The organism is Maledivibacter halophilus, assembly GCF_900167445.1.
GTDB lineage: Bacteria > Bacillota > Clostridia > Peptostreptococcales > Caminicellaceae > Maledivibacter > Maledivibacter halophilus.
The window spans coordinates 28071-53874 of record NZ_FUZT01000003.1 but is presented as its reverse complement, the minus strand read 5'-3'; the positions used below and the strand labels follow the sequence as shown (position 1 = coordinate 53874).

The window sequence follows — 25804 nt, the reverse complement described above, 5'->3', positions numbered from 1 at the left end:
AAAACGGGGGAGATTCTCCTGTTTTCCTTATTTGGGGGGAAAGAATGTTGGAGGTTTATAAAGAAATTGGAGTAAGAGATGTTATTAATGCAAGTGGTAAAATGACAATTTTGGGTGTTTCAACACAAGATGATAGAGTAGGTAAGGCAGTATACTATGCTTCTAAAAGCTATGTTGTTATGGAAGAATTAATAGAAAAAGCCGATGAAATCATATCAAAATTCACATCGGCCCAGGGAAGCTGTGTAACCTTAGGAGCTGCTGCCGGCATTGCAATAACAACAGCAGCAGTTATAACTAAGGGAAAACTCAATCTTATTGAAAAATTACCAAATAGTCAAGGCATGAAAAACGAAATCATTATACAAAAAGGCCATTCTATAAACTTTGGTGCATCTATTCCTCAGATGATAAGCTTAGGGGGAGGAAATGTTGTAGAAGTAGGGCAGGCAAATAAAGTTTTGTGTGAGCACATTGAAGAAAGCATTAATGAAAAAACTGCTGCTTTAATGTATATTAAATCTCATCATGCAGTACAAAAAGGCATGGTTTCTCTTGAAGAAATGATAGAGATAGCACATAGAAACAATTTACCTATTATAGTGGATGCAGCTGCTGAAGAAGACTTAAAAAAATATATAGAAATGAATGCAGATATGGTTATTTATAGTGGGGCTAAGGCTATAGAAGGTCCTACTTCAGGATTTATTACAGGAAAGAGAAAGTGGATTTCAGCTTGCAAAAGGCAATATGCTGGAATTGCAAGGGCAATGAAGGTTAATAAGGAAAATATTATTGGTTTGCTAAAGGCTTTACAGCTTTATGAAAATAAAGATTTAAAAAGTCTAATAGATGAACAATTAAAAATAGTTAATTGGCTAAGAGAAGAATTCAATAAAATTGAAGGCCTAAGGGCTGAGATTGAAAAAGATAGTGCTGGTAGGGAAATATATAGACTGAAGCTTAAAATTGATGAAAATATTTTAGGTTTTAATGCTAAAAAACTTATAAATGCTCTAGAATGTGAGAATCCAGCAGTATATACAAGAAATTACTATTCAAATTTAGGATATATACATTTTGATCCTAGACCTTTGAAAGAGGGGCAGGAAGTTTTATTGTTAAATACCGTTTTAAAAACTATAGATAGATTAAAGGAGAATTAGAAATGAATTTAGATAGATTTAATTTTTATAAGGATAGGGTTGCAGTTAATTTTTTAGCTAAAGATCCAGATAATGCTAAAGAAGTTGTGGATACTATGAATGGTAATGCAGTTATTGGTATACTATCTAAAAAATTTAATTCAGTTGAAGATGCTATTAATATGGGCAAGAAATACTTAGAAAAAGTTCCTGTTTTGTCTATTGGGCTTGGGGATGGTGATCCTAAACAATGGTCAATTGTAGCTGACATAGCATCAGAATTAGATCCAGGCCATGTAAATCAAGTATATTCAGCAGCTGGCTATACTGTGGGGCTACTGAAAGGAAAGGGATGTAAACAAACAATCGTAAATGCTTTAATAAGCCCAACTGGGGTAGTTGGAAAGGTTAAAATATCTACTGGTGCCCAAAGCTGCAATATGACAGAAGTTAAAGCCGATGTTGATACAGCAGTTATGATGTTAAAAGAAGTAGGGGTTCAATCTGTTAAATATTATCATATGGGTGGGTTGGAGCATATAGAAGAATTAAAAGAAGTAGCGAAGGCTTGTGTTAGAGTGGAAATGCCTATTATAGAGCCAACTGGTGGTATAAGCTTAGATAATGTTGCTGAAATAATAAAGGTTTGTATAGGTGCTGGTTGTTCAAAGGTAATACCTCATATTTATAGTAGTGCAATTAATAAAGAAACAGGATTAACAGAGATAAAAATTGTTGAAAATATATATAATGAAATAAAAAAATGTGTTTAGATTTAATTTGTAACAAAGTGGTTATTGGAATACTCCCTTTATGAGTATCTATAACCATTTTTTGTTTTTTCATTCTATGAAAAAAATATTATATAAAATGCTTCTTATACCCTTTTCAAAATTTCTTTTAAAACCATGATATTGGCATATACTTATAATAAGCCCATGAAAAATCCAGATTTATTACATGTTTTCCAATTTATTGAATTGTGTAATTACATATTATGACAAGAATATTAAAAAGTTAATATTTATATGATATAATATGAAAAGAAAGGAGCTGAATATGCCTAAAATTGTAGATTATGAAAAAAAGAAAGAAGAGATTACAGAAAAAGCATTAAAAATATTTGTGGCCCAGGGATATCATTATACAAAATTCTCAGATATTGCAAGGGAATGCAATTTTGGACGTACTACACTTTATAAATACTTTAAAAATAAAGATGAAATATTTCAATACGCCATTGACTATATTATTGAAGTTTCAGAAGAAGACTATAAAACTATTTTGGAAGACAATAAATTGTCTCATATAGAGAAAATAAAGAAAATTGTTAACTTGATTGTCATAGAATATAAAAGTAATAATATAATTTTAATGTTAATTGATTTATGGCTTCTATTTAAAAGAGAAAATAATAGAATGGTAGAAACAATGAATCAATACACCAGTAAAATTCAAAATACTTTTAAAAATGTTTTGAAAGATGGGATACAAGATAAAGAGATCAAGACAATTAATGTAGAAAGTATGTCTTTTGTTTTATATGCGTTAATAGAGGTTTGTTTACTCCAAACATGTTTTTATGACAATATTACAATAGAAGAGCATCTAAAAAATATATATATAATTATAGATGGATTAAAGGTATAATTTTTTTAATTTTTTAATGACACTATTGTCTAAAAAAACATTAATGTTCATAAAATTATAATATTAAAGGGGGATTAATATGCTTACTGCAAAGAAAATAATAGGAGCCAGCATTGTTAAAGAAGGTATAAGCTATATTGATAAAGATCCTATAAAAAATATACCTAAAATATTGAATTGGGCAGATAAACTCGCAGTAAAGGAATATCACAAAAAAATTATCGAAGGGCTTCGCAGAGGTGTGGAAAATCCAGAAAATAATACATTTAAAATTATAAAAAGAGGTTTTGATGAATTAGCACCAAAGGTAAAGGAAAAAACTTTAATAAATTTCTTTATAAATTCAAATATTGTGGCATCACAAATATCTGAAAAAGCGAAAAAGAAATATAATTGTAATATTCCTTGGGCTATATTAATGGACCCCACTTCAGCTTGTAATTTAAAGTGTAAAGGATGTTGGGCGGCAGAATATGATAAAGCTGATTTAATGAGCAATGAGTTATTGGATAGAATTATTAGTGAGGGAAAAGAACTTGGAATATATATGTATCTTTATTCTGGAGGAGAGCCTTTGGTGCGGAGAAAAGATCTCATAAAGATAGCTCAGAAGCATAATGACTGTATGTTTTTAGCCTTTACCAATGGAACATTAATTGATGAAGAATTTGCCATGGAGTTACAAAAAGTCGGGAATTTTCTAATGGCTATTAGTATTGAAGGCTATGAAGAAGAAACAGATATGAGGCGTGGAAAAGGAACCTATCAAAAGGTAATGAAAGCTATGGATATCTTAAAGAAATATGGAGTAGGTTTTGGTTTTTCAACTTGTTACCATAGCAAAAACACAAAAACTGTTGGGTCAGATGATTATTTGGATTTTATGATAGAAAAGGGATGTATGTTTGGCTGGTATTTTACATATATACCAATAGGAAAAGGCGCAGTTTTAGATTTGATTGCAAATTCGGAGCAAAGAGAGTATATGTATAGACAAGTTACAAAGAGTAGATCAGAAAAACCAATATTCCTTATGGATTTTTGGAATGATGGAAAATATGTTAACGGCTGTATTGCAGGTGGCAAAAATTATTTACATATTAATGCAAATGGAGATGTAGAACCCTGTGCATTCATTCATTATTCTAATTTAAATATAAAGGATGTAAGTTTAATAGAAGCCCTAAAATCTCCTTTGTTTATGGAATATCAGAAAAATCAGCCCTTTAACGATAACCATCTAAGACCCTGTCCATTATTGGATAATCCTAATAAGTTAAAAGAAATGGTACATATGGCAAAGGCCCATTCTACCCAACCTATCGATAAAGAGTCTGTCGATGAATTAACTGATAAATGCCAGGATGTATCGAAAAAATGGGCTATAACAGCAGAAAAGTTATGGAAATCATCAGAAAAATAATAAAAGAAGAGGAGATAATTATTTATGCAAAACTTTAATAATTTAACGATAAAAAAGTTAGCACAGAAATGTCAAACAGTAGATGAAGTAAAAGAAGCTGTCAAGGTAATATTTAGAGAAACAATGTAACAAGCTTTAGAAGCAGAGCTTGAGCACCATTTAGGTTATAATAAGAATGATTCTAATGGAAATAATTTTGGTGATAGTAGAAATTATATAAGCTATAAATACTAAAAAAATAAGGGGAACTTATCAGTCCCCCATTTTGCTCTACGGGGCACCCTATGTATATTCAATTAATAATTATTCACATATGAATTTTTAATACATCGTTCATTTACACAAGATATTTTATATTCTCAAAAAATTGCTAACTATTACTGGACAGTAACCTCCATAACTAGTGTCTTGCAATTATGACAAGACTAATGTAAGATAATATTGAAAATCATTTTTAATTACATTTTATACATAGACAATAATATACTACATTAGCTTAAACCTTCAAAAAGGGGGGGAACTATGCAATCCATACTAATTGTTGATGATAATTCAGAAATATTAGATATTTTAGATTATCATCTTTCTAAAAAAGGGTATCTTGTGTATAAAGCTATAAATTCGAATGAAGCACTGAAGTATTTTAAAAATAACCACTTCTCTGTCATAATTTTAGATGTTATGATGGAAGACGAAGATGGGTTTTCTTTATGTGAAAAAATAAGGGAAGTTTCCATGGTTCCGATACTGTTTCTAACTGCGAAATCAAGTGAAGATGATATGGTTAAAGGCTTATTATGTGGTGGCGATGATTATATGATAAAGCCTTTTTCGTCTAAAGAATTACTTGCAAGGGTGTTTGCGTTGTCAAGACGAGAAAATGCTAATAGACAATTATCAGGAATACGCATCCATAATCTTTTTATTGATAAAAACATAAATAAAGTTACTGTAAATAACATTAAAGTTGGACTTACTGATATTGAATACAAGATATTATTCTACCTCATTAGCAATAGGGGGAACAGTGTTAGTGTGAAGGAAATTTTTGAAAATGTATGGGGAGAAAAGTTTATACTGTCTTCAAATAATACTGTGGTGGTCCACATTAAAAATATACGAAAGAAGCTACAAGCTATTGATTCAGAATTTGAATATATTCATACTGTATGGGGAAAAGGTTATGTTGTGTATTAAAAATAAACAATATAAAAAAATCATTAAGCAGTTTTTGTTGCTTTCTCTTAAATTTCTCCCTTTATTAGTAGCGCCTTTCTTCTTTTTATATAAATTATCATTTTGGTATATTGACCATTTTTTATTGAACCTAAGTTATACATATAACCTTTATAGGTTAAAGGATTTTTGTTTGATTTTAAATATGATTCTTTGTTTTTTTCTTTATATAGGTCTTATAAGTATCTTTATAAAAAAACGTTTATCATATTTAGAATATATCATTAATTGTATTTACAATATAAAAGGAGGGGATATAGAAAAAGATATTTTAATTGAGGGAGATGATGAATTAGCACATCTTAGCTTACATATTAATGAATTGAGACAAGAGCTTGCAAAAAAGCAAATGATAGAAGATCATCGAAGGAATGCACAAAATTCTTTATTAGCTTCCATATCTCATGATTTAAGAACACCGCTAACAAGTTTAATTGGTTACTTGGAGATTTTATCTGATAATGGACTTGAAGATAATGATAAACGAATGAAATATACCAAGCTTTGCTTAAATCGGGGACTACAGCTCAATGATCTTGTCAATTCAGCCTTTGAATATTTCTATCTTGAAGGAGAAAAGACAGATATTACAGCTCTGCTTAGATGTAACTCAACACAAAATCTTATATCGATAATTAATCAACGTTTAGATATATTAGAAGATAATGGTTTTACTTATACAATTTCTTTCAAACCCTATAAATATGCTCTTGTATATGACATTAGATTGATTGAAAGACTATTTGACAATATTTTTACAAATATCATTCGTTATGGAGATCATTGTACTACTGTCACAGTAACAGTTATAGTTGAAAAGGATTTTTTACAAATTGTTATTTCTAATGGGGTCAATCCTAAGAACAGCTTATATACAGTAAACAGTACGGGGATAGGCTTGATGAACTGTAAAAAAATTATGGAGCTTCATAAAGGAGAGTTTTTAACTCGTTCTGATAATAGATGCTATAAATCAATTATTAAATTTCCTATACAAAACAAAGGATAGCAATAGGAATACAGAAAAATCGAAGAGATAAATTTGGGGTTGTGATTTACCAAAAATTTATCTCCTTTTTATATTTAAAATCTAAATTTACGCGCAACTAGTTTTTCACTAGCCTTCTAGTAATATGCTGTTATTAGCAGCTATACAATGTTTTTAATCCTATTTTCAATTGAATAATATGATTTCCTTTGATTTAGAGAAATAATTCTATCGCATAATCTTGAAAGTAAAGCAGCTTCATGGCTAATAATTGCAAGACCTATTTTACGTTCTCTGCAAACATCTAAGAGTTCTCTCCATATGACTGTTTGAGTAACAGCATCAAGCATTGTGGTCATCTCATCGGCTATTATATACTTTGTGTTAGGATGCAATGCTCTTACAATGCAAAAACGCTGAAGCTCCCCTCCTGAAAGCTCAATAGGAAATCTTGATAACCATTCTTTCCTTATTCCAAATCGTTCTAAAATAGTATCGTCTGGATCATAGCTTTCTTCCAGAACATCCTTCATCTTCCATTTAGGATTAATTGCCTTCTCAGGATGCTGATAGATAAGTTGTACAGGTTGAACTTCTTTTTTTGTAAAGGGCTTTTCATCTATCTCTACAAACCCCTCCACTGGTTTAAGATAATTTGATAGTATTTTAGATAAGCTTGTTTTTCCACTGCCGCTGCAGCCTGATATCCCTAATATTTCTCCATAAAAAAGTTCTATATTAAGATGACGAAACAACCACTGATTTTTATTATAATAAAAGCCTAAATTATAACCTTTTAAAGCCAAGTTTACACCTCCTTATAGATAGAAAAGCTATTCTGAGGCAAAGCATTCCAAAGGGCACGGCTGTATTCATGCTTTAGATTTCTGCCATCCAAAGAAAAATTTTCAGCCATGGTTGTCTCAATTGTTTGGCCGTCCTTTAATACTGTTACTCTGTCACAAACGGTAAGGGCTGAAACAATATCGTGGGTAATCAACATAACCGCAGCTCCATCATCAGCGAATGTTCTTAATTGATTGAGCATAGCACTTAATGCCTCAGGATGAATTCCGGGTGTTGGCTCATCAGCTATCACAAGTTTTATGTTATCTCTCACGCTTGTGGCGAAAAGAACACGACGCAGCATCCCCCCTGATAGCTGAAAGGGGTATAAAGCTCCATCCTTTTCCTTAAGCCCATATCGGAGGAATAATTCTTTTTGTTTTTTATCCGCTTCTTTTTTGGGTAAGCCTATCTTTACTTGTTCAGATACTCGCATTAATGGATCTAAATAATTTACCGATTGTGGTATAAAAGAAATTTCTTTACCCCTTAATTGAATCTTTCTTTCTTCTGTCAATGGTTCTCCACAGTAAATAATATCCCCGCCACAGGTTGCATTATTAGGTAATATACCTAAGATAGCATGTGCCAGTAAACTTTTACCTGACCCGCTTGCCCCTATTACAGCCATTATTTCTCCCGCATTAATTGTTACGCTTAATGATTTAATGGGATTTACACGTTTAGCTCTAAGGCCTTTATAATATTGTGTGAAAGATATGTTTAAATTTTTTACACTTAATATTTGTTTGTCTTTTTTCATTTTGCACCTCTATTCATTATTATTTTATTATACATCTCATATATTTCCTTATCAACTTTAAGCAAGACTATATTTATCTTACTAACTAATGATTTTGTTACACCTATTGCTTTGATAAATCTAAATAATCAAGGGTATTATTAATAATCTCATCTAAGCCTATTTCTAAAGTCTTTTCTTATTTGTTTTATTATAATATTGAGTAAATGTATGCTGTATAAGTTGCATTGGCTTGGATAGTGGTATGTTTCTAACTTCAATTAATAAATGAACATGATTTTTGAAAGTGAGCCTGTAATATTATAGGTATGGAAATTATGAAGAATTATGAAGTTTGTTTCCATAGTATTGATTTGTGGGAGGTAATCTGTTACCATTAGCAATAGCTAATTCATAATGATAATCATTATTATTTCATGGGGTTAGCTGCTAAATATAGCTTAAATATAAAAAGCAAAATGGATGAAGAGGAAACCAAAGAAGAAGAGCCAAAAGATGAGTTGGTTCTTTGTATGGATGGGGACAAGAGCTCCTGGAAAATTTGATCCAAGAAAAAGAAGGCGGTGATATATACTAATAAATATTAATAAAAAGTAATAAACATTTTGATTACGTAATACTGATAATAATTAAAATATTATTATCATATGTACAATTAATTATAAAGCTAAATAATAATGAAAAGGGGAACGAAAATGTTTAGAAGAAGACTGTTAATATTAACTTTTGTAATAGCTTTGTTGGTATTAGTTGTCGGATGTAGCAATAAAGAAGTTTCAAACGAACCTGTCGACAACGAATCTAATCAAACTACAAATGAAGAAACTGTAGAGAAGCCTAAAGTAAAAGATGAATTAGTCATCTCCATGGGAGCTAGAATTACTCATGAATTTGATCCAAAGAAAAGGTGGGGTATGTATAACGAATCTCCTATATTACATAGCACTTTATTGAAAAAAACCCCTGACTTAGATTTTATTGGAGATTTTGCTAAAAATTATACTATTTCAGAAAATGGTTTAACATGGACATTCAATTTACATGATGATTTTAAATTTTCTAATGGAGAGCCTGTTACACCAGAGGATGTAAAATTTTCATATGAGATGTTAAAGGAAGATGGAAAGCATTGGGATTTAAATTTTATAGATAAAATAGAAATTCCTGAAAAAAATAAAATTGTTTTTCACTTGAATAAACCTCGGTCAACTTTTGTTGCACAATTAAGTGAGGTGCCTATTCTTCCAAAGGATCATTATGATGAAAATTATCCTCGAAATCCTATTGGTTCGGGTCCGTATAAGCTTGTACAGTATGATAAGGATGAGCAGGCGATTTTTGAGGTAAACCCATATTGGCATGGGAAGGAACCACATTTTAAAAAATGGACATGGGTTTGCTTAGATGAAAATACAGCACTTGCTGCAGCTAAAGCTGGAAAAGTGGACATGATTTATGCAATTCCTGAATTTGCTGATGAAAAAATTCCAGGATGGAAGTTGTTTGAATATGAATCGAATGATGTAAGAGGGCTTTCGCTGCCTTATGTAAAACCAGGTGAGAAAGAATCTCCAGATGGATATCCTGTAGGAAATGAAGTAACAAGCGATCCAGACATTAGAAAGGCTTTAAATATAGGATTAAATCGTCAGGCGATAGTAGATACAGTTCTAAATGGACATGGAAAACCTGCATATTCAGTTGTTGATGGTATGCCTTGGTGGAATCCTGAAACTGCCATAGAAGATAATCGAGTAGATGAAGCAAAAGAGATATTAACCAATTCAGGTTGGATAGAAGGTGATGACGGGATTCGAGAAAAGAATGGAATTAAGGCACAGTTTGATTTATACTATCCAACAGCCGATGTACTTAGAACAAATGTAGCAATTGCTGCATCAGAACAAGCTAAAGCAATTGGTATAAATATAAACCTTGTTGGAAGTAACTGGGATGAAATGTTTACAAAATCCCACGAAGTTTCATTACTTTATGCAGGGGGTAGACATCATCCAAACCAATTCTATGAGTCTCATAACCCTGCAGTGGCAGGTCGTGGTTGGACAAATATTACATTCTATGACAATCCAAAGGTCATGGAATATATGAAAAAAGCTATGGTTGCTTCTAATTTAGAAGAGGCGAATAAATATTGGAAATTAGCACAATGGGATGGAGAGATCGGTGCTAGTACGTTAGGAGACTTGCCTAATTGTTGGTTGATTCGTTTTAATCACACATATTTAGGAGATAAACGAATTGATGTTGGTGAACAGCCAATACATAGTCATGGGCACGAGTTCTCATTAATTCATAATATTGCAGAATGGACTTGGAATGAAGATGCAAAATAATTAAGTAATAGGGGGGTTCTTTTTAATAGTCCCCCCCTTTCTTATATGAAGGAGGGAGGTTAGAAAATTGAACAAAAAATATAAGTTCATTTTTAATAAATTGATACGTGGGATTACTTTACTTATTGGACTTTCTATTTTATCCTTTACTTTAATGAAATTTTCACCAATTGATCCTGTGAGAGCAAGTGTTGATAATGACACTTCTTTAACACAGGAGCAATATGAAGCAATTGCAGAATATTGGGGTTTAAATGAACCTCCTGTTAAACAGTATGGAATATGGCTAAAAAACATGCTACATGGGGACATGGGTGTTTCTAGAATCCATCACGAGCCTGTTTCTAAAATTATTAAACAGAAAGCAAAAGCTTCTTTTGCATTGATGGGAATTTCTTGGGTGTTGTCAGGTATTATTGGATTTGTCTTGGGAACCATTGCTGCCTTTAAACGAGGAAGTATAGTAGATCGTATAATTAAATGGCTATCTTATTTTCAAGCATCTGTCCCAACTTTTTGGATGGGATTAATCTTTTTGCTGATTTTTGCAGTTCAATTAAAGTGGTTCCCAATAGCTATATCAATACCGATAGGAATGAGTCACAGTGAAGTTACCCTAGCTGATAAAATACACCATTTGGTTTTACCAGTGATGACACTAAGTATACTTGGTATTGCAAATGTGACTTTACACACAAGAGAAAAAATGATTGATGTATTAAATAGTGAATATGTTGTTTTTGCCCGAGCAAGAGGTGAAAGTAATTGGGAAATATTTAAGCATCATGCCTTACGAAATGCTATTTTTCCAGCAATAACCTTACATTTTGCATATTTTGGAGAATTATTTGGGGGTTCAGTGTTAGCAGAACAGGTTTTTTCTTATCCTGGCTTGGGTCAAACCCTAACAGAAGCTGGATTAAAAAGTGATATGCCCTTGTTATTAGGAATAGTCATGATTGGTGCTGTATTCGTTTTTGTAGGTAATATGTTAGGAGATATTATAAACGCAGGTATAAATCCATATTTGAAAGAGGGGGTTAGTAGATAATGGAATTGAAGTCAAGAAAAAAGTTAATTTTTTCTATTGCTTTATCAGCTTTAATAATTTTAACCATTATCATATTAAGCTGTTTGCTAACCGGTACAAATGTAACTACAAACGTTGCTGAAAAGAGCTTAGCACCAAATGCACGTCATTTATTTGGAACCGATTCTTTAGGGCGAGATATGCTATCAAGAACGGTTAAAGGCCTTAGATTTTCCATGCTTGTTGGTTTAATAGGTTCTTTTACTGGTGCAATAATAGCTGTGATTATGGGAGTTATGGCTGCAACTGCAGGGAAGAAAATAGATTCTTTAATTTTATGGTTAATTGATTTATTTATTAGTATGCCTCATTTGATTTTCTTGATCTTAATCTCTTTCGCAGTAGGAAGGGGAGCAAAGGGCGTTGTAATTGGTGTAGCATTAACCCACTGGCCAACCCTTGCAAGACTTGTGAGAAATGAAGTATATAATATAAAAAATATGGAGTATATTAAGATCTCAGAGAATTTTGGGAAAAGTAAGTTATTTATCGTGTCAAGACATATTTTACCAGCTGTATTACCCCAGGTTATGGTAGGTCTTTTATTATTATTTCCTCATGCAATTTTACACGAAGCTTCCATGACCTTTTTAGGATTCGGTTTATCAGCACAAACTTCATCTATTGGAATCATTTTATCTGAAGCGGTAAAGTATATTTCTTTAGGTGATTGGTGGCTAGTAGTCTTTCCAGGAGCTTTACTTGTAATAGTGGTTAAGAGTTTTGATAGTATAGGCGAATCATTACGTGTACTCTTTGATCCACAAACTAGTTATATGTAGGTGGTGAAACGATGAAAAATAATATTTTAGAAGTTAATAATTTATCTATATCTTTTACCCAATATTCGAGAGGGTTAGATACAATCCGAATCACACCAGTTAAATCATTAAATATAAGTATTAAAAAGGGGGAAATATTAGCAATTGTAGGGGCAAGTGGATCTGGAAAGAGTTTATTGGCACATGCAGTTATGGGAATTTTACCGATTAATGCTTCTATAGAAGGTGAGATGTATTACAACGGTGTTTTGATGGATCAGAAGAGAATTGAGAAATTAAGAGGAAAAGAAATAGCTTTCATACCACAATCTGTAAATTATCTAGATCCTTTAATGAAAGTAAAAGATCAAGTACAAATTGGCTTACCCAAAGATCGAGCAAAGGCAGTTCAGGAACAATTGTTCGGGAAATATGGACTAAAAAAATCAGATGGAGATTTATATCCTTTTCAATTATCGGGAGGAATGCTTAGAAGAGTATTATTTGCTACGAGTGTTAAGGATGACATAAAATTAGTTATAGCTGATGAACCAACACCTGGAATCCATCCTGAGGCATTAAATGCTATATTAACTCAATTGAGAAGCTTTGCAGATCGAGGAATGGCTGTTATGCTAATTACTCATGATATAGTTTCGGCATTGAAGATATGCGATTATGTAACGATTTTTAAAGATGGGGAAAATATAGAGACGGCTCCTGCTCGTGCATTTAAGGGAAATGGAAGTGAATTGAAAACGGATTATGCGAAAAATCTTTGGAATTCGTTACCACAAAATGAGTTTATTGATATGGAGGTGTTTAAATGACATTAAGATGCAATAATATTGGATTTTACTATAATCATGATCAATGGATATTTCGGGGTGTTAATTTTGGAATTAAGCGTGGAGAAATTGTTGGAATCTCAGGGTATAGCGGTTGTGGAAAAACCAGTCTTTCTAAAATTCTATCAAATTTTCAACAACCTTGTGAAGGAGAAGTGCTTATTGATGGTAAGTTAATATCTTTAAAAGGATTTCAAAAGGTTCAGTTGATTTACCAACATCCTGAGAAATCAATGAATCCTAAATGGAAAATGAAGGAGATCTTAAATGAAAGCTATTCTCCAGACCAAGATTTGTTAGATACCTTTGGAATAAAACAAGAATGGATGAATAGATGGCCAATAGAATTATCAGGAGGAGAATTGCAAAGATTCTCAATTGTTCGTGCTTTAAATCCTTTAACAGAATATATTATCGCCGATGAAATGACGACGATGCTTGATGGGATTACACAGGCGTATATTTGGAAACAGCTATTAAGCATTGTGAAGAAAAGAAATTTAGGATTAATAGTAATAAGTCATGAAAAGGAATTGTTGAAAAAAATATGTGACAGAATTTATTTAATGGAGAAAGGTAGACTGAATATAATTCCCCCTCCTAAAGATTGTTTAAAAGTTAGTTAGAGAAATAGACTCTAATTACTTGAATTTTATCTTTTTCCATTAAACTTAAGTCTCCATAGTATCTTTATAAGGTAGTGTGGAGACTTCTTTTATACCATAATTTAAGAATGAATGGTATGAAATTACGACATATTTTAAATATCCATATGAAATGAAAAAACTAATATATACTAAAAATAAAACTACATATCCTACGATGAAGCTTTAGTTAAAATAATTTATCTAGCTCCTATGAACATCAAAAAAAATGGAGTCAGCCTATTAGGCAGTGGAAGGAATGCATATCTCAAGTAGGAATATATTTTAGTGAAAGATTAGCTTAAGAGTTATATATAAGCTATAAATGCTAAAAAATATAAGGGGAACTTATCAGTCCCCCATTTTGCTCTATAAAATATTTTATATTCTCTTGTATGTTTAAATATCTGTGTTTTTAACTACAATTTTTTGTGCTGAAGAAATTGGTGGCAAGCTCATTGTCATTATAATAGAATGAAATGCTTCAATTTCCATTCCTTCTTCTAAATCTTCAAAACTTAATTCTTTATTATCTTGTGTAACTATTTTCGTTTCCTTACTGATGTTTAAAACTATACCATTAGCTTTGTCTCCTATTAGAATTTGATTTGCTTTTTCATTATTCATAATACTAGTAATTTTACCTGTTCTAACAGTTATATCCTTTAAAATTTGAATTTTTTCAGCTTTTCCTTGGGGAGGAATACTTTTGGTCATTGCTGGTCCATAAAAACCTCTTACAGTGTCTCCTTCTTTAAGATCTTTTATAGATAGCTCTTCATCGGTTATTGGATTAACTATAGGAGTTTCATCATTGATATGTAAAATGACGGACTTTTCTCCTGCATCAGTTTTTTTCCCTTTAATCCATATCATTGTACTTTTTTCTGTTTTATTTATTTCAGTAATTTCTCCTTGAATTTCTAGTAGTTCTTTCTTTTCTGAAATACTATTTTCTGAATTGATATTGATTACTCCAGTTTCATCTATTGATACATCTATATTTAAGACATCTGTTAGAAAGCTCAAAGGTACATAAGTGCGGTCTTTTAAAATTTCTGAAGCTGTACCAAGCTTAATAGGAGCTTTCTTTCCAAAGGTATAGTAATCTTCTCCTGGTTTAATAGTAATCCAATGGGGGCCTTTAGTTAAATCTATTGTTTTTTCTTCATTATTCCATTTGATTTCATATTCTAGAGCCTTAGAAACAATTCTTAATGGAATCATAATAGTGTTATCTTTTGTATAGATATTGTTTTCTTTAAGATCTAATCCTTTTCCATTTATTACAAGGACAAACTTCATATTATCATAGGAATCTTGTAGCTCTTCACTAACTTTTACATTCATAGTAGTAATAGGTCCTTTTGTAACCTTGTTTGGATTATACTCAGCTGATGCAATAAGACTTGAAGTTAATATTGTACCTGCTATTGTAAATACAAGTATTTTATTGAATTTCATTTTAATGTCCTCCTTTAATTTTAATTTGAAAAATTATTTTAGCTTTATAGTTTTTAAACTGCTTTGTTAGATTAGACGGTAAGGTCCAATAAAAGTTCCTAAAAATTAATGGATTATTTTAAAATAAATTATGTAGCACCATTAAATGTAAAAAAAGCAAGATATGATCTTTAATTTCTAAAGGTTAAAAATGTGTCGCTTGTAATCCTAACAATCAATGGTATTTGTTACAACATAGTTACTATTGAAATGCAGTATGAACTACATATAGAGATTTGCAATAGTAAAACTTAATTTATACGTATGAAAATATCCAGTGTTTCTAAGGATTTTTGATATGTATAAATTAAATGTTTTACTGGAATATCTATAATGAAGTTTTTTATATATAAATTTACTTTTGAATTTGTTTCACTATATAAATAAACCTAAATTTACCTGGAATTTTAATTATATAATTCTCAAAAAATAATACTAAAGATAAAGAAAAAAAGAGGTGAATTCAATTGGCAAATAGACCAATAGATCCTAATGCTAGAGAGGCTTTAAAAAAAATGAAAATGGAAATATCTAATGAACTTGGATTAAAAGGCATCCCAGAGGGAGATAAAGGGAATTTGACTTCCAGAAAAAATGGCTCTTATGGTGGAGATTTGGGAGGAACAATGACTAGAAAACTTATCGAAATGGCTGAAAGAGAATTAATGAAAGAAAGCTAATAATGATAGTTCTTAATGATAGTTAAAAAGACGACTCAATCACAAGAGTCGTCTAAAATTTATCCCAAAAGATTAACCTATATTTCTTAAAACTTAGAACTTGGAATCTACAAAAGTCCCTTAAGGAACTTTTGAGGCCTATTCCTCTAAAAGCTTTTCAAGTTCAGTTAAAAGCTCATCAAATTTTTCTAGTGCCTTTTCTACAGGTTCAGTAGTAGACATATCTACTCCTGCATTTTGTAATAATTCAACGGGATAATCGGAAGCACCAGCTCCAAGGAATTCAAGATATGCTTCTCTTTCTTCTTCTCCTCCATTTACTATGTTATCTGACAATTTAATTCCAGCTGAAAGTCCTGTGGCATATTGATATACATAGAAATTCCAGTAGAAATGTGGTATTCTTGACCACCACACCTTAACAAGTTCATCCACCTCAAAATCTTCACCATAATATTTTTTCATTAAATTGCCCCAAGATTCGTTTAAGAATGAAGCGGTTAGTGTTTCTCCCGACTCTACTGCTTCATGTATGATTTTTTCAAACTCTGCATACATTAGTTGGGTATAAATAGAACCCCTTATTTGTTCAAGGTAGGAACCTATTAAATATATTTTTTCTTCTGTGGTTTCTGCATTTTTTATTAAATAATCATACATTATTGCTTCATTAGTGGTAGAAGCCACTTCAGCAGTAAATATTGGATAAGCGGATTTAATATATGGCTGATTTTGATTTGTATAGTAAGTATTTAATGCATGCCCCATTTCATGGGCCAATGTAGATACTTCACTTAAAGTGCCGTTATAATTTAAAAGGACATAGGGATGGGTATCGTATGCTCCCCAGGAATATCCTCCCGAATATTTATTTTGAGTTTCATAGACGTCTATCCACCGACTATCAAATGCAATTTCTAAATCCTCTATATATTTTTCCCCAAGTGGGTTTAAAGCTTCCATTACCATTTTTTTAGCATCTTCATAGGGAATATTGGAGGATACAGAATTTATCATTGGAACATACATATCGTAATAATGAACCTTATCCTCAATACCTAGAATCTTTTTCCTTAGGGATACATATCTATGTAGGGGTTTTAAATTATTATTTACAGCTTCAATTAGAGAATTATAAACCTCTGGTTTAATATTATTTGGAGCTAAAGCAGCTTCAAGGGCTGAGTTATAATTTCTTGTTTTTGCGTAAAATATATTGCTTTTCACCTCTCCTGCAAGGCTTTCTGCCAAGAGATTTATATACTCCTTATAACTGTTAAATTCTACTTCAAAGGCTTTTTTTCTCATATCTCTATTTGAATGATTAAGTAATCTACTGTATTCTGCTGGAGATACGGTTATCTCTTTTCCATCTTCCCCTTGAATTTTTCCGATTTTTCTATCGACATATTTAAATGCTTCATAGACATTTTCTGGAGTTGAAGATAGTTCACCTGTAGAAGCAAGTATACCCTCTTCTCCCTCAGAAAGGGAATGGGCTTTGAAATTTAATAAGTTCTTAAGATATAAATCATAATCCTTTAGGGATTCATTATCAAAGTATTTTTTTAATTTGTCTTCAGAAATAGATAATAATTCAGGTTCTATAAATGAAATGGTTTCATATAGATTGCTGTTAATAATAGCTCCTTTATTGGCCATAGCTTTATATTTATCGTTCCCATAGTCTTCATCGCTTCTCATAGAAGCATAAACATTTAATTTGTCATTTAAACGGTGCACTTTTTCTACAAGCTGTATACAATTTACAATGTGGTCTGGTGATTCATGGAGTTTTCCCTTATATTTTTCTATAGATGGGATCGTATCCTCTAATCTTTTATAATCCTTTTCCCAAGCTTCATCGGTTTCATAAATGTCTTCCAGTTTCCATTTGTATTTATCCTCGATTTCATCCCTTGTAGGAATAGTGTTTGTCTGGGCATAAACTCCTAGAGATGAAAAAGCCATTGTAACTAATAGAACAAATACTAATACTGTTGATTTTAAAGATTTTTTAAACATTGAAAAACCTCCTTTTAAATAAAAATTTAAAATATTATAGATTTGTTTCACTATATATAGATAAACAATCTTCAAAGTTGTCTATCTTTAAAATAATATTAATTTAAAATTAGTTTATACCTATATAATATAAAGAGTCAAGAAAACTCTTATATTCTATATTTCTTTACATATAGAATATAAAGATAGTAACTTAAAAAATCGAATTGGATTTTAATATTAAAAATAAACATTCGGACTATCACAACTAAATAATAAAAATAACAAAATAAAATTCGGGAAATCTATTGACTATTGGAATTTACTTTGTTATGATTTATTTGTCAAAAATAAATATCCTCTCATATAATTTCCGAAATATGGTCGGGAAGTTTCTACCGGGCAACCGTAAATTGTCTGACTATGGGTGAAATTTATCTAAGTGGTATTTTCCACTTGGCTGTGAGATAATATTTTGAGCGGAAGTTTCACTCTATATGTGTAGCTTCTGTTTTTAATTTATCTCAAAATAATTTCATTTAGGATAATCGCTTGATTAGAATTTGGGATAATTGCATAATATATATGATAATCACCTAGAGATTTTAAAGCTTATATGGAATAGTTAGTTTTTAAAAGAGATAATTATGTAATTTCCTCAAATAATAAAAGCGAATATCTATAATAAAAGATGAGGTGGATAAAATGATTGAAGGATTTTTTAAGCTATCTAAAAACAACACAAATGTAAAAACCGAAATAATGGCTGGTATTACTACTTTTATGACTATGGCCTATATACTTGTAGTCAATCCGTTAACGTTAAAGGATGCTGGAATGAATTTTGGAGCTGTATTTACAGCTACTGCCCTATCAGCAGTTATAGCAACCCTAGTAATGGCATTTGTTGCCAATTTACCCTTTGCACTGGCTCCTGGTATGGGACTTAATGCATTTTTTGCATATACAGTGGTTTTAGGGAGTTTACAGGTTTCTTGGGAGTTTGCACTAACAGCAGTATTTTTAGAGGGAATTATATTTATTATTCTTACGTTTTTAAATGTTAGAGAAGCTATAATTAATGCTATCCCCCTATCTCTTAAAAAAGCAGTTTCTGTGGGAATAGGACTATTCATAGCCTTCATTGGTCTTTTTAATTCAAATGTTGTAGTTATAGGGGATGGAATTCCATTAAAACTTGGACATATAACTTCAGGATCGGCACTACTTGCAATTATAGGTTTAATAATTACAGGTTTATTATTAGCTAAAAAAGTAAAGGGAGCATTACTGTATGGAATACTAATTACAACAGTTATTGGTATACCAATGGGAATTACTAAATTACCGGAGGGATTAAAATTTATCAGTGCTCCCCCATCATTAGAACCAATTTTTTTCAAATTTGATTTTTCACAGATTTTTTCAATGAAAATGTTAATAGTACTATTCACTTTCCTATTTGTAGATATGTTTGATACCGTTGGAACCTTAGTTGGGGTTTCAACAAAGGCGGGCATGTTAGATAAAGAGGGAAATGTTCCAAGGGCTAAGCAGGCATTGTTTGCAGATGCAATTGGAACAACAGTAGGTGCAGTACTTGGAACAAGTACAGTAACAACATATGTAGAAAGTGCATCAGGGGTTGCAGAAGGTGGTAGAACAGGACTTACTGCACTGGCTACTGGAGCTATGTTTGCCTTGGCGTTGTTTTTGTCTCCTTTGTTTACAATGATACCTTCAGCGGCAACGGCACCAGCGTTAATATTAGTAGGACTTTTCATGATGTCACCTATTAAGGACATAAATTTAGAAGACTTTACAGAAGCTATACCGGCTTTTTTAACAATAATAATGATGCCTCTTGCTTATAGTATAGCAGAAGGAATAGTGTTTGGTATGATAAGCTATGTTTTATTAAAGACTTTAACAGGAAGATTCAAAGAGGTTTCACCACTTATGTACATTTTGGCAATATTATTTGTAGTTAAATTTTTTATAGTATAAATTAAATATATTTTCCTTATCCAAAAGTTTTGTTTCCTCCCTTATTACCTTAATGTAAACAGATATAATTTGGATGAGGAGATTTTATAAAAAAAGTAGAAGTCCAAAATAAGGGCTTCTACTTTTTGAGTGGAAAAATTATTGTTAGCATAGAAGCTTAAGAAAAGCTATTTTAATCTCTTATGTTAGTAAATTAACTCGTTGTGGGAATTCCTATATCGGAAGTTTTAATATTTTCATATAAAATAGGAAAAAATAAGCTTAAATATAAATAAGAAAGGAGCAAATATGATGAGTAAAGAAACAATAAAAGCCCTTAATAAATTACTTCAAGGAGAGCATATGGCAGTAGAAGCTTTTAATAGCTATATTGATGAGATTGATGATAAAGATATGAAAAGAACTTTTCAAGAAGTACAAAACCAACATCGAGAAAACATGACAGTTTTATCAAATTATATTCAAGATTTAGGACATAAACCCGATGAAAAATTAGGATTAAAGGGTGTAATGGGGGACTTGATGGTTAATATGGATTTAGCCGGTGACACTGATCCTTCATATGTAGTAAATAAAGCTATAAAAGGAGAAAGTCAAGGTATAAATATGGCTGAAAAGGTACTGAGGGGTAGACTTGATGATAAAAGCAGAAATTTAGCCGGAGAAATTTTAAGAAAGGATAGGGAAAGTTTATCAAAGCTGCAGCAGTTTAAACATTAACACAGTAGATGTCAATAGTCCATGGCTAATGTCTTGTATGTGGAATAACTCAACAAAAAAACCAAGGAAAGGCATAGGATATCTACTTATTTAAAATAATTAAATAAAAAATGGTGGTCCCTTGAGTAAAAAAGATATTAAATTTAAAGTGCTTTATTCACTTGTAAAATAGCAATATACACATATGTGAATTTGTGAAAACTTTATGTTTTTTACTGTTTTATTCCTTGACATGAATTTCAAACTTACATAAACTTTAAATATGAAGAATAAAATGGATATGAATAATAGTGGGTATGAAATAATATTATTAAAATTTAATAGGTTACTTACTAAGATTGTGGCAATGGATAAAAAGCTAACATTTAATGTAGGAGGTTTTGATATTCGCAGTACAGATATTCATCTAATTGACACAATAGGAAGATTTCCGAATGCTAATGTAACGGAGATTGCCAAACATCTAGGAGTAACAAAGGGAGCTGTTTCACAAAAACTTACAGTGCTAGAGAAGAAGGGCTTTCTTAGAAGGTATAAGGATAGTACAAATGCCAAGGAAGTTATTGTTGATCTTACAGATTTGGGTTGGGAAGCATTTCGATTTCATGAAAATCATCATCAGCAGGTGGATGGCGAGATATTTAAATTTCTTGCAGCATCTTCCCAGGAAAATATTGATTTTCTAGAAGAACTTATGGATATATTTGACCATATGATGAATAGATATCTAGATCAAATAAAGTAAAGGTGTATAGGAGAGTAATTAATAAACTGGTGTAAAAAACCAGTTTTATTTTTTTTTGAATTTATATTGATAGCAATTAAGAGTAGTGTTATAATTAAAATGGTTTAGAACCTAAACAATAATTCTAATGTATAGTTTAGATGCTAAACAATATTAATATAACCAACTTTTAAAGTATAGTATATTTTATATTGGTTATCTACAGGAGGATGTTATGAAAATTTGCAAACTTAGTATTTTTCTTCTTCTAATATTTTTATTAATGAGCTTCAGTGGTTGTACAAAGACAAATGCCAATGATGCTAAGGAGGTTTTAAAAAAGCCCATAAGAGTAGAGGTGGCTATTAACGAAGAGATAACTGAAACCCTTGATTATATAGGAATAGTAACAGCAGATGAATATATTAAATATTCATCTAAGATTCCAGGTGAAATAAGGGAGATATTTGTGGAGAAGGACCAAAGGATAAGGAAAGGTGATAAGCTATTTGCAGTGGATGATTCGGATTTAAAGGTTTTACAAAGTAGCTGTAAGCTCAAGCTTAATCAAAGCAAATCATTGCTAAAAAAAGCAGAAGAAATGTATATGTTTGCTGATGATAATTATAAACGTATTAGCGAGCTTTATAAAAATGCTTCTATTGATGAGGTTACATATGATAAGGCAAAGTTAAAGCTTAAGACTACAAAGCAAGACTATGAAACAGCTAAGAAGAATTATGAATTAGCTAAGCTAAATTATAATAAGACCAACAAAGATGTATTTGAAAGCATTGTATATGGAACATTTGATGGTTATGTTACCAAAATTTTATTTAAAGAAGATGAAATAACCTCGGTAGGAATGCCAGTTATTGTAGTAAGAAAAGACGAAGATATTGTGAATATGGGAATTACCGCTGATGATTTAGAAAAAATTAGGTTAGAGGATAAAGTGAAAATTTTTATCGATGATAGGGAAACTAGTGGTATTATAGTAGAAATTTCAAAGGAGCCTGATGTTGAAACTAGGCTATTCCCAGTAAAAATAGTAATGGAGGATAATAAGTTTCCAATAGGATCAATTGTAAATGTTCATGTAATAGTAGAAAAGAATTATGGGGTTAAGGTTCCTTTGACGGCAATTGGAACAGATAAAAAAGATTATGTCTATGTAGTATCCGATGATATAGCAATAAAAAAAGAAGTGAATATTATTAGAAGCTATGATGAATTTGTATTAGTTAAAGGTATCAATGATTATGATAATGTTGTAGTGGAAGGGATGAGAGCTCTAAGTGAAGGAGATAGAATCAATATTTTGAAGTAGGAGGAAAGGGTAATGAAGAGATTTGTAAATATAGCTATTAGAGATAGAAAGATAACACTATTTGTGGCCTTTCTTCTGGTGATTATTGGATTATTTAATTATCATATGGCTCCAAAACAGCAATCTCCCAAAATTGAGCTTGCCACTGCAATGATAACCACAGTTTATTCTGGTGCATCTGCTGAAGATGTTGAGGAGATGGTTTCCAAAAAGATCGAAGAAGAACTAATGACATTTGAAGAGTATGATGAAGTAGCCTCCTATTCGAGACCAAGTGTATCGGTTATTTTGTTTACTGTTAAGGTGGCAGATGATTATTCAAAAACATGGGATAAGGTAAGACGAAGGATGGAGGATTTGCAAAGAGAACTACCAGAAGGCTGCGGAAGAATTGAAGTAGATACTGACTTTATGGCAACTGCTGGCATTATTCTGTCTTTAAGCGGGAACAACTATTCCTATAGTGAGATTGAAAAGTATGGTGATGATATTAAATGGGAGTTAAGTAGGATTCATGGAATTAATAAAATAGAGATTGAGGGTAAGCATCAGGAAGAGATACTTATAGAGCTTGATTATAGAAAGATGAATTATTTGGGAGTATCCTATGATGAAGTACTGAGTCTTATAAAGGTACAAAATTTGGAGATTCCCTCAGGACAGGTCTTCGATGGTCATAGTAAGATAAATTTTAGAGCAAAGGGTTTTTATGATGACTTAAGTGATATTGAAAATATTGTTGTTGCAGTATCTGAAGAAACAGGGATTGTAACTAGAATCAAGGACATCGGTGTTGTAAAATTAGCATTAGAAGACTCAGCCTATAAAGTTAAAACGAATTTAAATAATTCAATTCTTATAGTGGGATACTTTGAAGATGGTAAAAATATTATTCCAATTGGTAAGGAAATTGATAATGCCCTTGAAAAACTTAAGCATCAAATTCCAAATGATATTGTAATAGGTAAAGTACTATATCAGCCAGAAATAGTAGAGCGAGAAGTTAGTGGATTTATAACAAGCTTACTTCAAGGGATTATATTTGTTATTATTGTGGTATTCATTGGAATGGGATTGAGGAATGCAATAATAGTTTCTATTGCAATACCTCTTTCAATATTTATGACCTTTTCGGGAATGAGATTGTTTGAGGTTGAGATTCATCAGATATCAATAGTTGCCTTAATCATATCCTTGGGGATGCTGGTTGATAATGCAATCGTTGTATCCGATGCAATCCAAGTAAGACTGGATAAAGGTGAAGATAGAATTAAGGCTTGTGTGGATGGCGTTATAGAGGTTGCTGTTCCGATTTTAACATCTACAGCAACGACTATTTGTACCTTCATGCCCCTTTTATTAATGGGAGGAGAGATTGGTGAGTATCTTAAAAGTTTGCCTATTATCGTTATTCTTGCTCTTTCTTCATCTTACTTAGTTGCGTTATTTTTAACACCAACTATGGCATTTCTGTTTTTTAAAAAGAGTAGACCTAAGAGGAAAAAATTAATATTCATTGATAAAATACTTAAATATTCTATAGACAGAAAATCTTTGGTATTACTTCTTCTTGTGATAATTATTATTGGAACGGTTAAACTTGGAGGCAGTATGGGATTAAAGTTCTTCCCCTTTGCAGATACGGATATGATGTATATAGATGTAAGAAGTGAACTCAGCTCAGATATAGAAAAAACAGAGGAATTGACTGATGAAATTGTAAAAATAGTAATTGGATATGATGAAATAACTGACTGCGTAGCGGCAATAGGAGATGGACTTCCAAGATTCTATGACACTATGTTTCCAGCCTTTCCATCAAAGGATTATGGGCAAATAGTTGTAAAGCTTGACAAAGGATTGATTGGTAAAGGTAGGAAATATAGTAATCTGACCGCCTTAAGGGATGATATTCAAAGAAAGCTTAATGAAAAGATAAGCTCAGGAACAGCGGTTGTTAAACAGCTTGAACAGGGAGAGCCTATTGGGACTCCGGTAAATATAAGAATAGTTGGGAAGGATGTTGAAGGATTAGGAGAAGTAGCTAAAGAGATTAAAGCAGTTTTGAAGACAATAAAGGGAACATCAAATGTAGATACTGACTTTGTATCAAAGCAATATGAGTATATATCCAATGTAGATAAGATAAAAGCTAGTCATATGGGGATAAATAACTACAACATTCAAAATGAAATAAATATAGCACTAAGGGGACGAAATGCCGGGATTCTTAGAATGAATGGTGAGGAATATGATATCAGACTTAAAAGCAATATTTCTAAGGTTAGTGAATTGAAAAACCTAGCTATAAAATCAAAAATTACAGATAAGAAGCATATACTAAAGGATATGGGGAAAATAGAGCTGGCCTCAGTATTGCCAGTTATTAAAAAAATTGACAATGAATATTCAGTAAATGTTTTTTCTGATGTTCTTTCTGGAAGTAATGCCGTTAAGATTCAAGAGGAATTGATGGATAAGGTTGATAAAAGTAAGTATTCAGATGTTAGGTTTGTTTTAGGAGGAGAAAGCAAATCCATTGAAAGGAACTTTAGTAAAATTGGTTTTATTGGTTTGGCATTTTTGCTAGTGGTGTATGGAATACTTTTATTACAGTTCAAATCATTTATAGAACCCTTTATTATCCTATTAACTGTCCCCCTTTCGGTAATTGGATCATTTTTGGGGCTTTATACTACAGGAACTAATCTTTCCTTTACGGCACTTCTTGGAATGGTCAGTCTTGCAGGAATAGTAGTAAATAATGCTATAATTCTTATTGACTATATAAATAGTGAAATCAAAGAAGGAAGAAGTAAAAAAGATGCATGCATTGAAGCTGCTAAAAAAAGATCAAGACCAATACTTCTAAGCACAACCACAACTGTTATTGGACTTATACCACTGATTCTAATGGGAAGTGAACTTTTCACCCCTATGGCTATTTCACTTATGTCAGGACTTTTGGTTTCAACATTATTAACATTAATTGTAATTCCAGTAATAGCAAGTATAGTTATAAAAGAAGGAAAAATAGAGGAAAAGATATAGAACAAAAACATGGATATAAAAAGCAGAAATTTAGCCG

At 31.5% G+C, this 25804-nt stretch carries 22 protein-coding genes, 1 pseudogene and 1 riboswitch; of the genes and pseudogenes, 19 read left to right on the top strand and 4 right to left on the bottom strand.

The features are described 5' to 3' along the window. Positions 1-44: 44 nt before the first annotated feature. The 6 genes from B5X81_RS06290 to B5X81_RS06265 all read left to right on the top strand — a co-directional run bounded on the left by B5X81_RS06290 (position 45) and on the right by B5X81_RS06265 (position 6463). Positions 45-1166: a DgaE family pyridoxal phosphate-dependent ammonia lyase gene (locus B5X81_RS06290; protein WP_244282018.1), complete on the top strand. Its 1122-nt coding sequence runs from the start codon at positions 45-47 to the stop codon at positions 1164-1166. Between the two features lie 2 nt (positions 1167-1168). Continuing rightward, a complete protein-coding gene (gene dagF, locus B5X81_RS06285; protein ID WP_079490276.1) occupies positions 1169-1918 on the top strand; it encodes a 2-dehydro-3-deoxy-phosphogluconate aldolase in 750 nt (249 codons plus the stop codon). A gap of 265 nt (positions 1919-2183) precedes the next feature. Beyond that, a complete protein-coding gene (locus B5X81_RS06280) occupies positions 2184-2795 on the top strand; it encodes a TetR/AcrR family transcriptional regulator (protein WP_079490273.1) in 612 nt (203 codons plus the stop codon). 79 nt (positions 2796-2874) lie between these two features. Continuing rightward, the gene (locus B5X81_RS06275; protein WP_079490272.1) at positions 2875-4218 is read left to right on the top strand and encodes a radical SAM protein; all 1344 of its coding nucleotides are present in this window, start codon (positions 2875-2877) and stop codon (positions 4216-4218) included. A gap of 522 nt (positions 4219-4740) precedes the next feature. Beyond that, positions 4741-5415 (top strand): response regulator transcription factor, encoded by a 675-nt coding sequence (locus B5X81_RS06270; RefSeq protein WP_079490270.1) that lies wholly within the window; start codon positions 4741-4743, stop codon positions 5413-5415. Between the two features lie 184 nt (positions 5416-5599). Beyond that, positions 5600-6463 (top strand): sensor histidine kinase, encoded by an 864-nt coding sequence (locus B5X81_RS06265; RefSeq protein ID WP_208985001.1) that lies wholly within the window; start codon positions 5600-5602, stop codon positions 6461-6463. A 140-nt stretch (positions 6464-6603) separates the two neighbouring features. On the opposite strand, the gene B5X81_RS06260 is transcribed toward B5X81_RS06265, so the two are convergent. After that, positions 6604-7248, bottom strand: coding sequence for an ABC transporter ATP-binding protein (locus B5X81_RS06260; RefSeq protein WP_079490267.1), 645 nt, complete (start codon positions 7246-7248; stop codon positions 6604-6606). Positions 7249-7250: 2 nt separating this feature from the next. Continuing rightward, positions 7251-8051: an ATP-binding cassette domain-containing protein gene (locus B5X81_RS06255; RefSeq protein WP_079490266.1), complete on the bottom strand. Its 801-nt coding sequence runs from the start codon at positions 8049-8051 to the stop codon at positions 7251-7253. 416 nt (positions 8052-8467) lie between these two features. On the opposite strand from B5X81_RS06255, the gene B5X81_RS28355 reads away from it, so the two are divergent. The 7 genes and pseudogenes from B5X81_RS28355 to B5X81_RS28055 form a co-directional block, all read left to right on the top strand. Further along, positions 8468-8596, top strand: coding sequence for a hypothetical protein (locus tag B5X81_RS28355; protein ID WP_280175248.1), 129 nt, complete (start codon positions 8468-8470; stop codon positions 8594-8596). Positions 8597-8746: 150 nt separating this feature from the next. Further along, a complete protein-coding gene (locus B5X81_RS06250) occupies positions 8747-10405 on the top strand; it encodes an ABC transporter substrate-binding protein (RefSeq protein WP_079490264.1) in 1659 nt (552 codons plus the stop codon). 67 nt (positions 10406-10472) lie between these two features. Next, positions 10473-11456 carry an ABC transporter permease gene (locus B5X81_RS06245; protein ID WP_244282017.1) on the top strand — a complete coding sequence of 328 codons (984 nt, stop codon included), beginning with the start codon at positions 10473-10475 and terminating at the stop codon, positions 11454-11456. Beyond that, positions 11456-12277 (top strand): ABC transporter permease, encoded by an 822-nt coding sequence (locus tag B5X81_RS06240; protein WP_079490263.1) that lies wholly within the window; start codon positions 11456-11458, stop codon positions 12275-12277. Before B5X81_RS06245 ends, B5X81_RS06240 begins: the two co-directional genes overlap by 1 nt. 11 nt (positions 12278-12288) lie before the next feature. Further along, a complete protein-coding gene (locus B5X81_RS06235; RefSeq protein WP_079490261.1) occupies positions 12289-13086 on the top strand; it encodes an ATP-binding cassette domain-containing protein in 798 nt (265 codons plus the stop codon). Next, positions 13083-13730: an ABC transporter ATP-binding protein gene (locus tag B5X81_RS06230; RefSeq protein ID WP_079490259.1), complete on the top strand. Its 648-nt coding sequence runs from the start codon at positions 13083-13085 to the stop codon at positions 13728-13730. Before B5X81_RS06235 ends, B5X81_RS06230 begins: the two co-directional genes overlap by 4 nt. 100 nt (positions 13731-13830) lie before the next feature. Further along, a pseudogene (locus tag B5X81_RS28055) lies at positions 13831-14053 on the top strand (IS256 family transposase); the annotation flags it as partial. 94 nt (positions 14054-14147) lie between these two features. Here B5X81_RS28055 and B5X81_RS06225 read toward each other — a convergent pair. Next, positions 14148-15212 (bottom strand): copper amine oxidase N-terminal domain-containing protein, encoded by a 1065-nt coding sequence (locus B5X81_RS06225; RefSeq protein ID WP_079490257.1) that lies wholly within the window; start codon positions 15210-15212, stop codon positions 14148-14150. A 506-nt stretch (positions 15213-15718) separates the two neighbouring features. Between B5X81_RS06225 and B5X81_RS06220 the strand changes: the two genes are divergently transcribed. Next, on the top strand, positions 15719-15931 hold the full coding sequence (locus tag B5X81_RS06220; RefSeq protein WP_079490254.1) for an alpha/beta-type small acid-soluble spore protein: 213 nt from the start codon (positions 15719-15721) through the stop codon (positions 15929-15931). A 138-nt stretch (positions 15932-16069) separates the two neighbouring features. On the opposite strand, the gene pepF is transcribed toward B5X81_RS06220, so the two are convergent. Then, positions 16070-17956 carry an oligoendopeptidase F gene (gene pepF / locus B5X81_RS06215; RefSeq protein ID WP_079490251.1) on the bottom strand — a complete coding sequence of 629 codons (1887 nt, stop codon included), beginning with the start codon at positions 17954-17956 and terminating at the stop codon, positions 16070-16072. A 321-nt stretch (positions 17957-18277) separates the two neighbouring features. Further along, a riboswitch (purine riboswitch) is annotated at positions 18278-18379 on the top strand. Positions 18380-18640: 261 nt separating this feature from the next. Here pepF and B5X81_RS06210 point away from each other — a divergent pair. From B5X81_RS06210 to B5X81_RS06190, 5 genes are all read left to right on the top strand, one after another. After that, positions 18641-19942: an NCS2 family permease gene (locus tag B5X81_RS06210; RefSeq protein ID WP_330397342.1), complete on the top strand. Its 1302-nt coding sequence runs from the start codon at positions 18641-18643 to the stop codon at positions 19940-19942. Positions 19943-20233: 291 nt separating this feature from the next. Continuing rightward, positions 20234-20662 carry a DUF2383 domain-containing protein gene (locus tag B5X81_RS06205; protein WP_079490250.1) on the top strand — a complete coding sequence of 143 codons (429 nt, stop codon included), beginning with the start codon at positions 20234-20236 and terminating at the stop codon, positions 20660-20662. 262 nt (positions 20663-20924) lie between these two features. Further along, positions 20925-21407: a MarR family winged helix-turn-helix transcriptional regulator gene (locus tag B5X81_RS06200; protein ID WP_079490247.1), complete on the top strand. Its 483-nt coding sequence runs from the start codon at positions 20925-20927 to the stop codon at positions 21405-21407. Positions 21408-21621: 214 nt separating this feature from the next. Beyond that, positions 21622-22716, top strand: a complete 1095-nt coding sequence (locus B5X81_RS06195; protein WP_079490245.1) for an efflux RND transporter periplasmic adaptor subunit — start codon at positions 21622-21624, stop codon at positions 22714-22716. A gap of 12 nt (positions 22717-22728) precedes the next feature. Next, positions 22729-25767, top strand: coding sequence for an efflux RND transporter permease subunit (locus B5X81_RS06190; protein ID WP_079490244.1), 3039 nt, complete (start codon positions 22729-22731; stop codon positions 25765-25767). Positions 25768-25804: the final 37 nt, after the last annotated feature.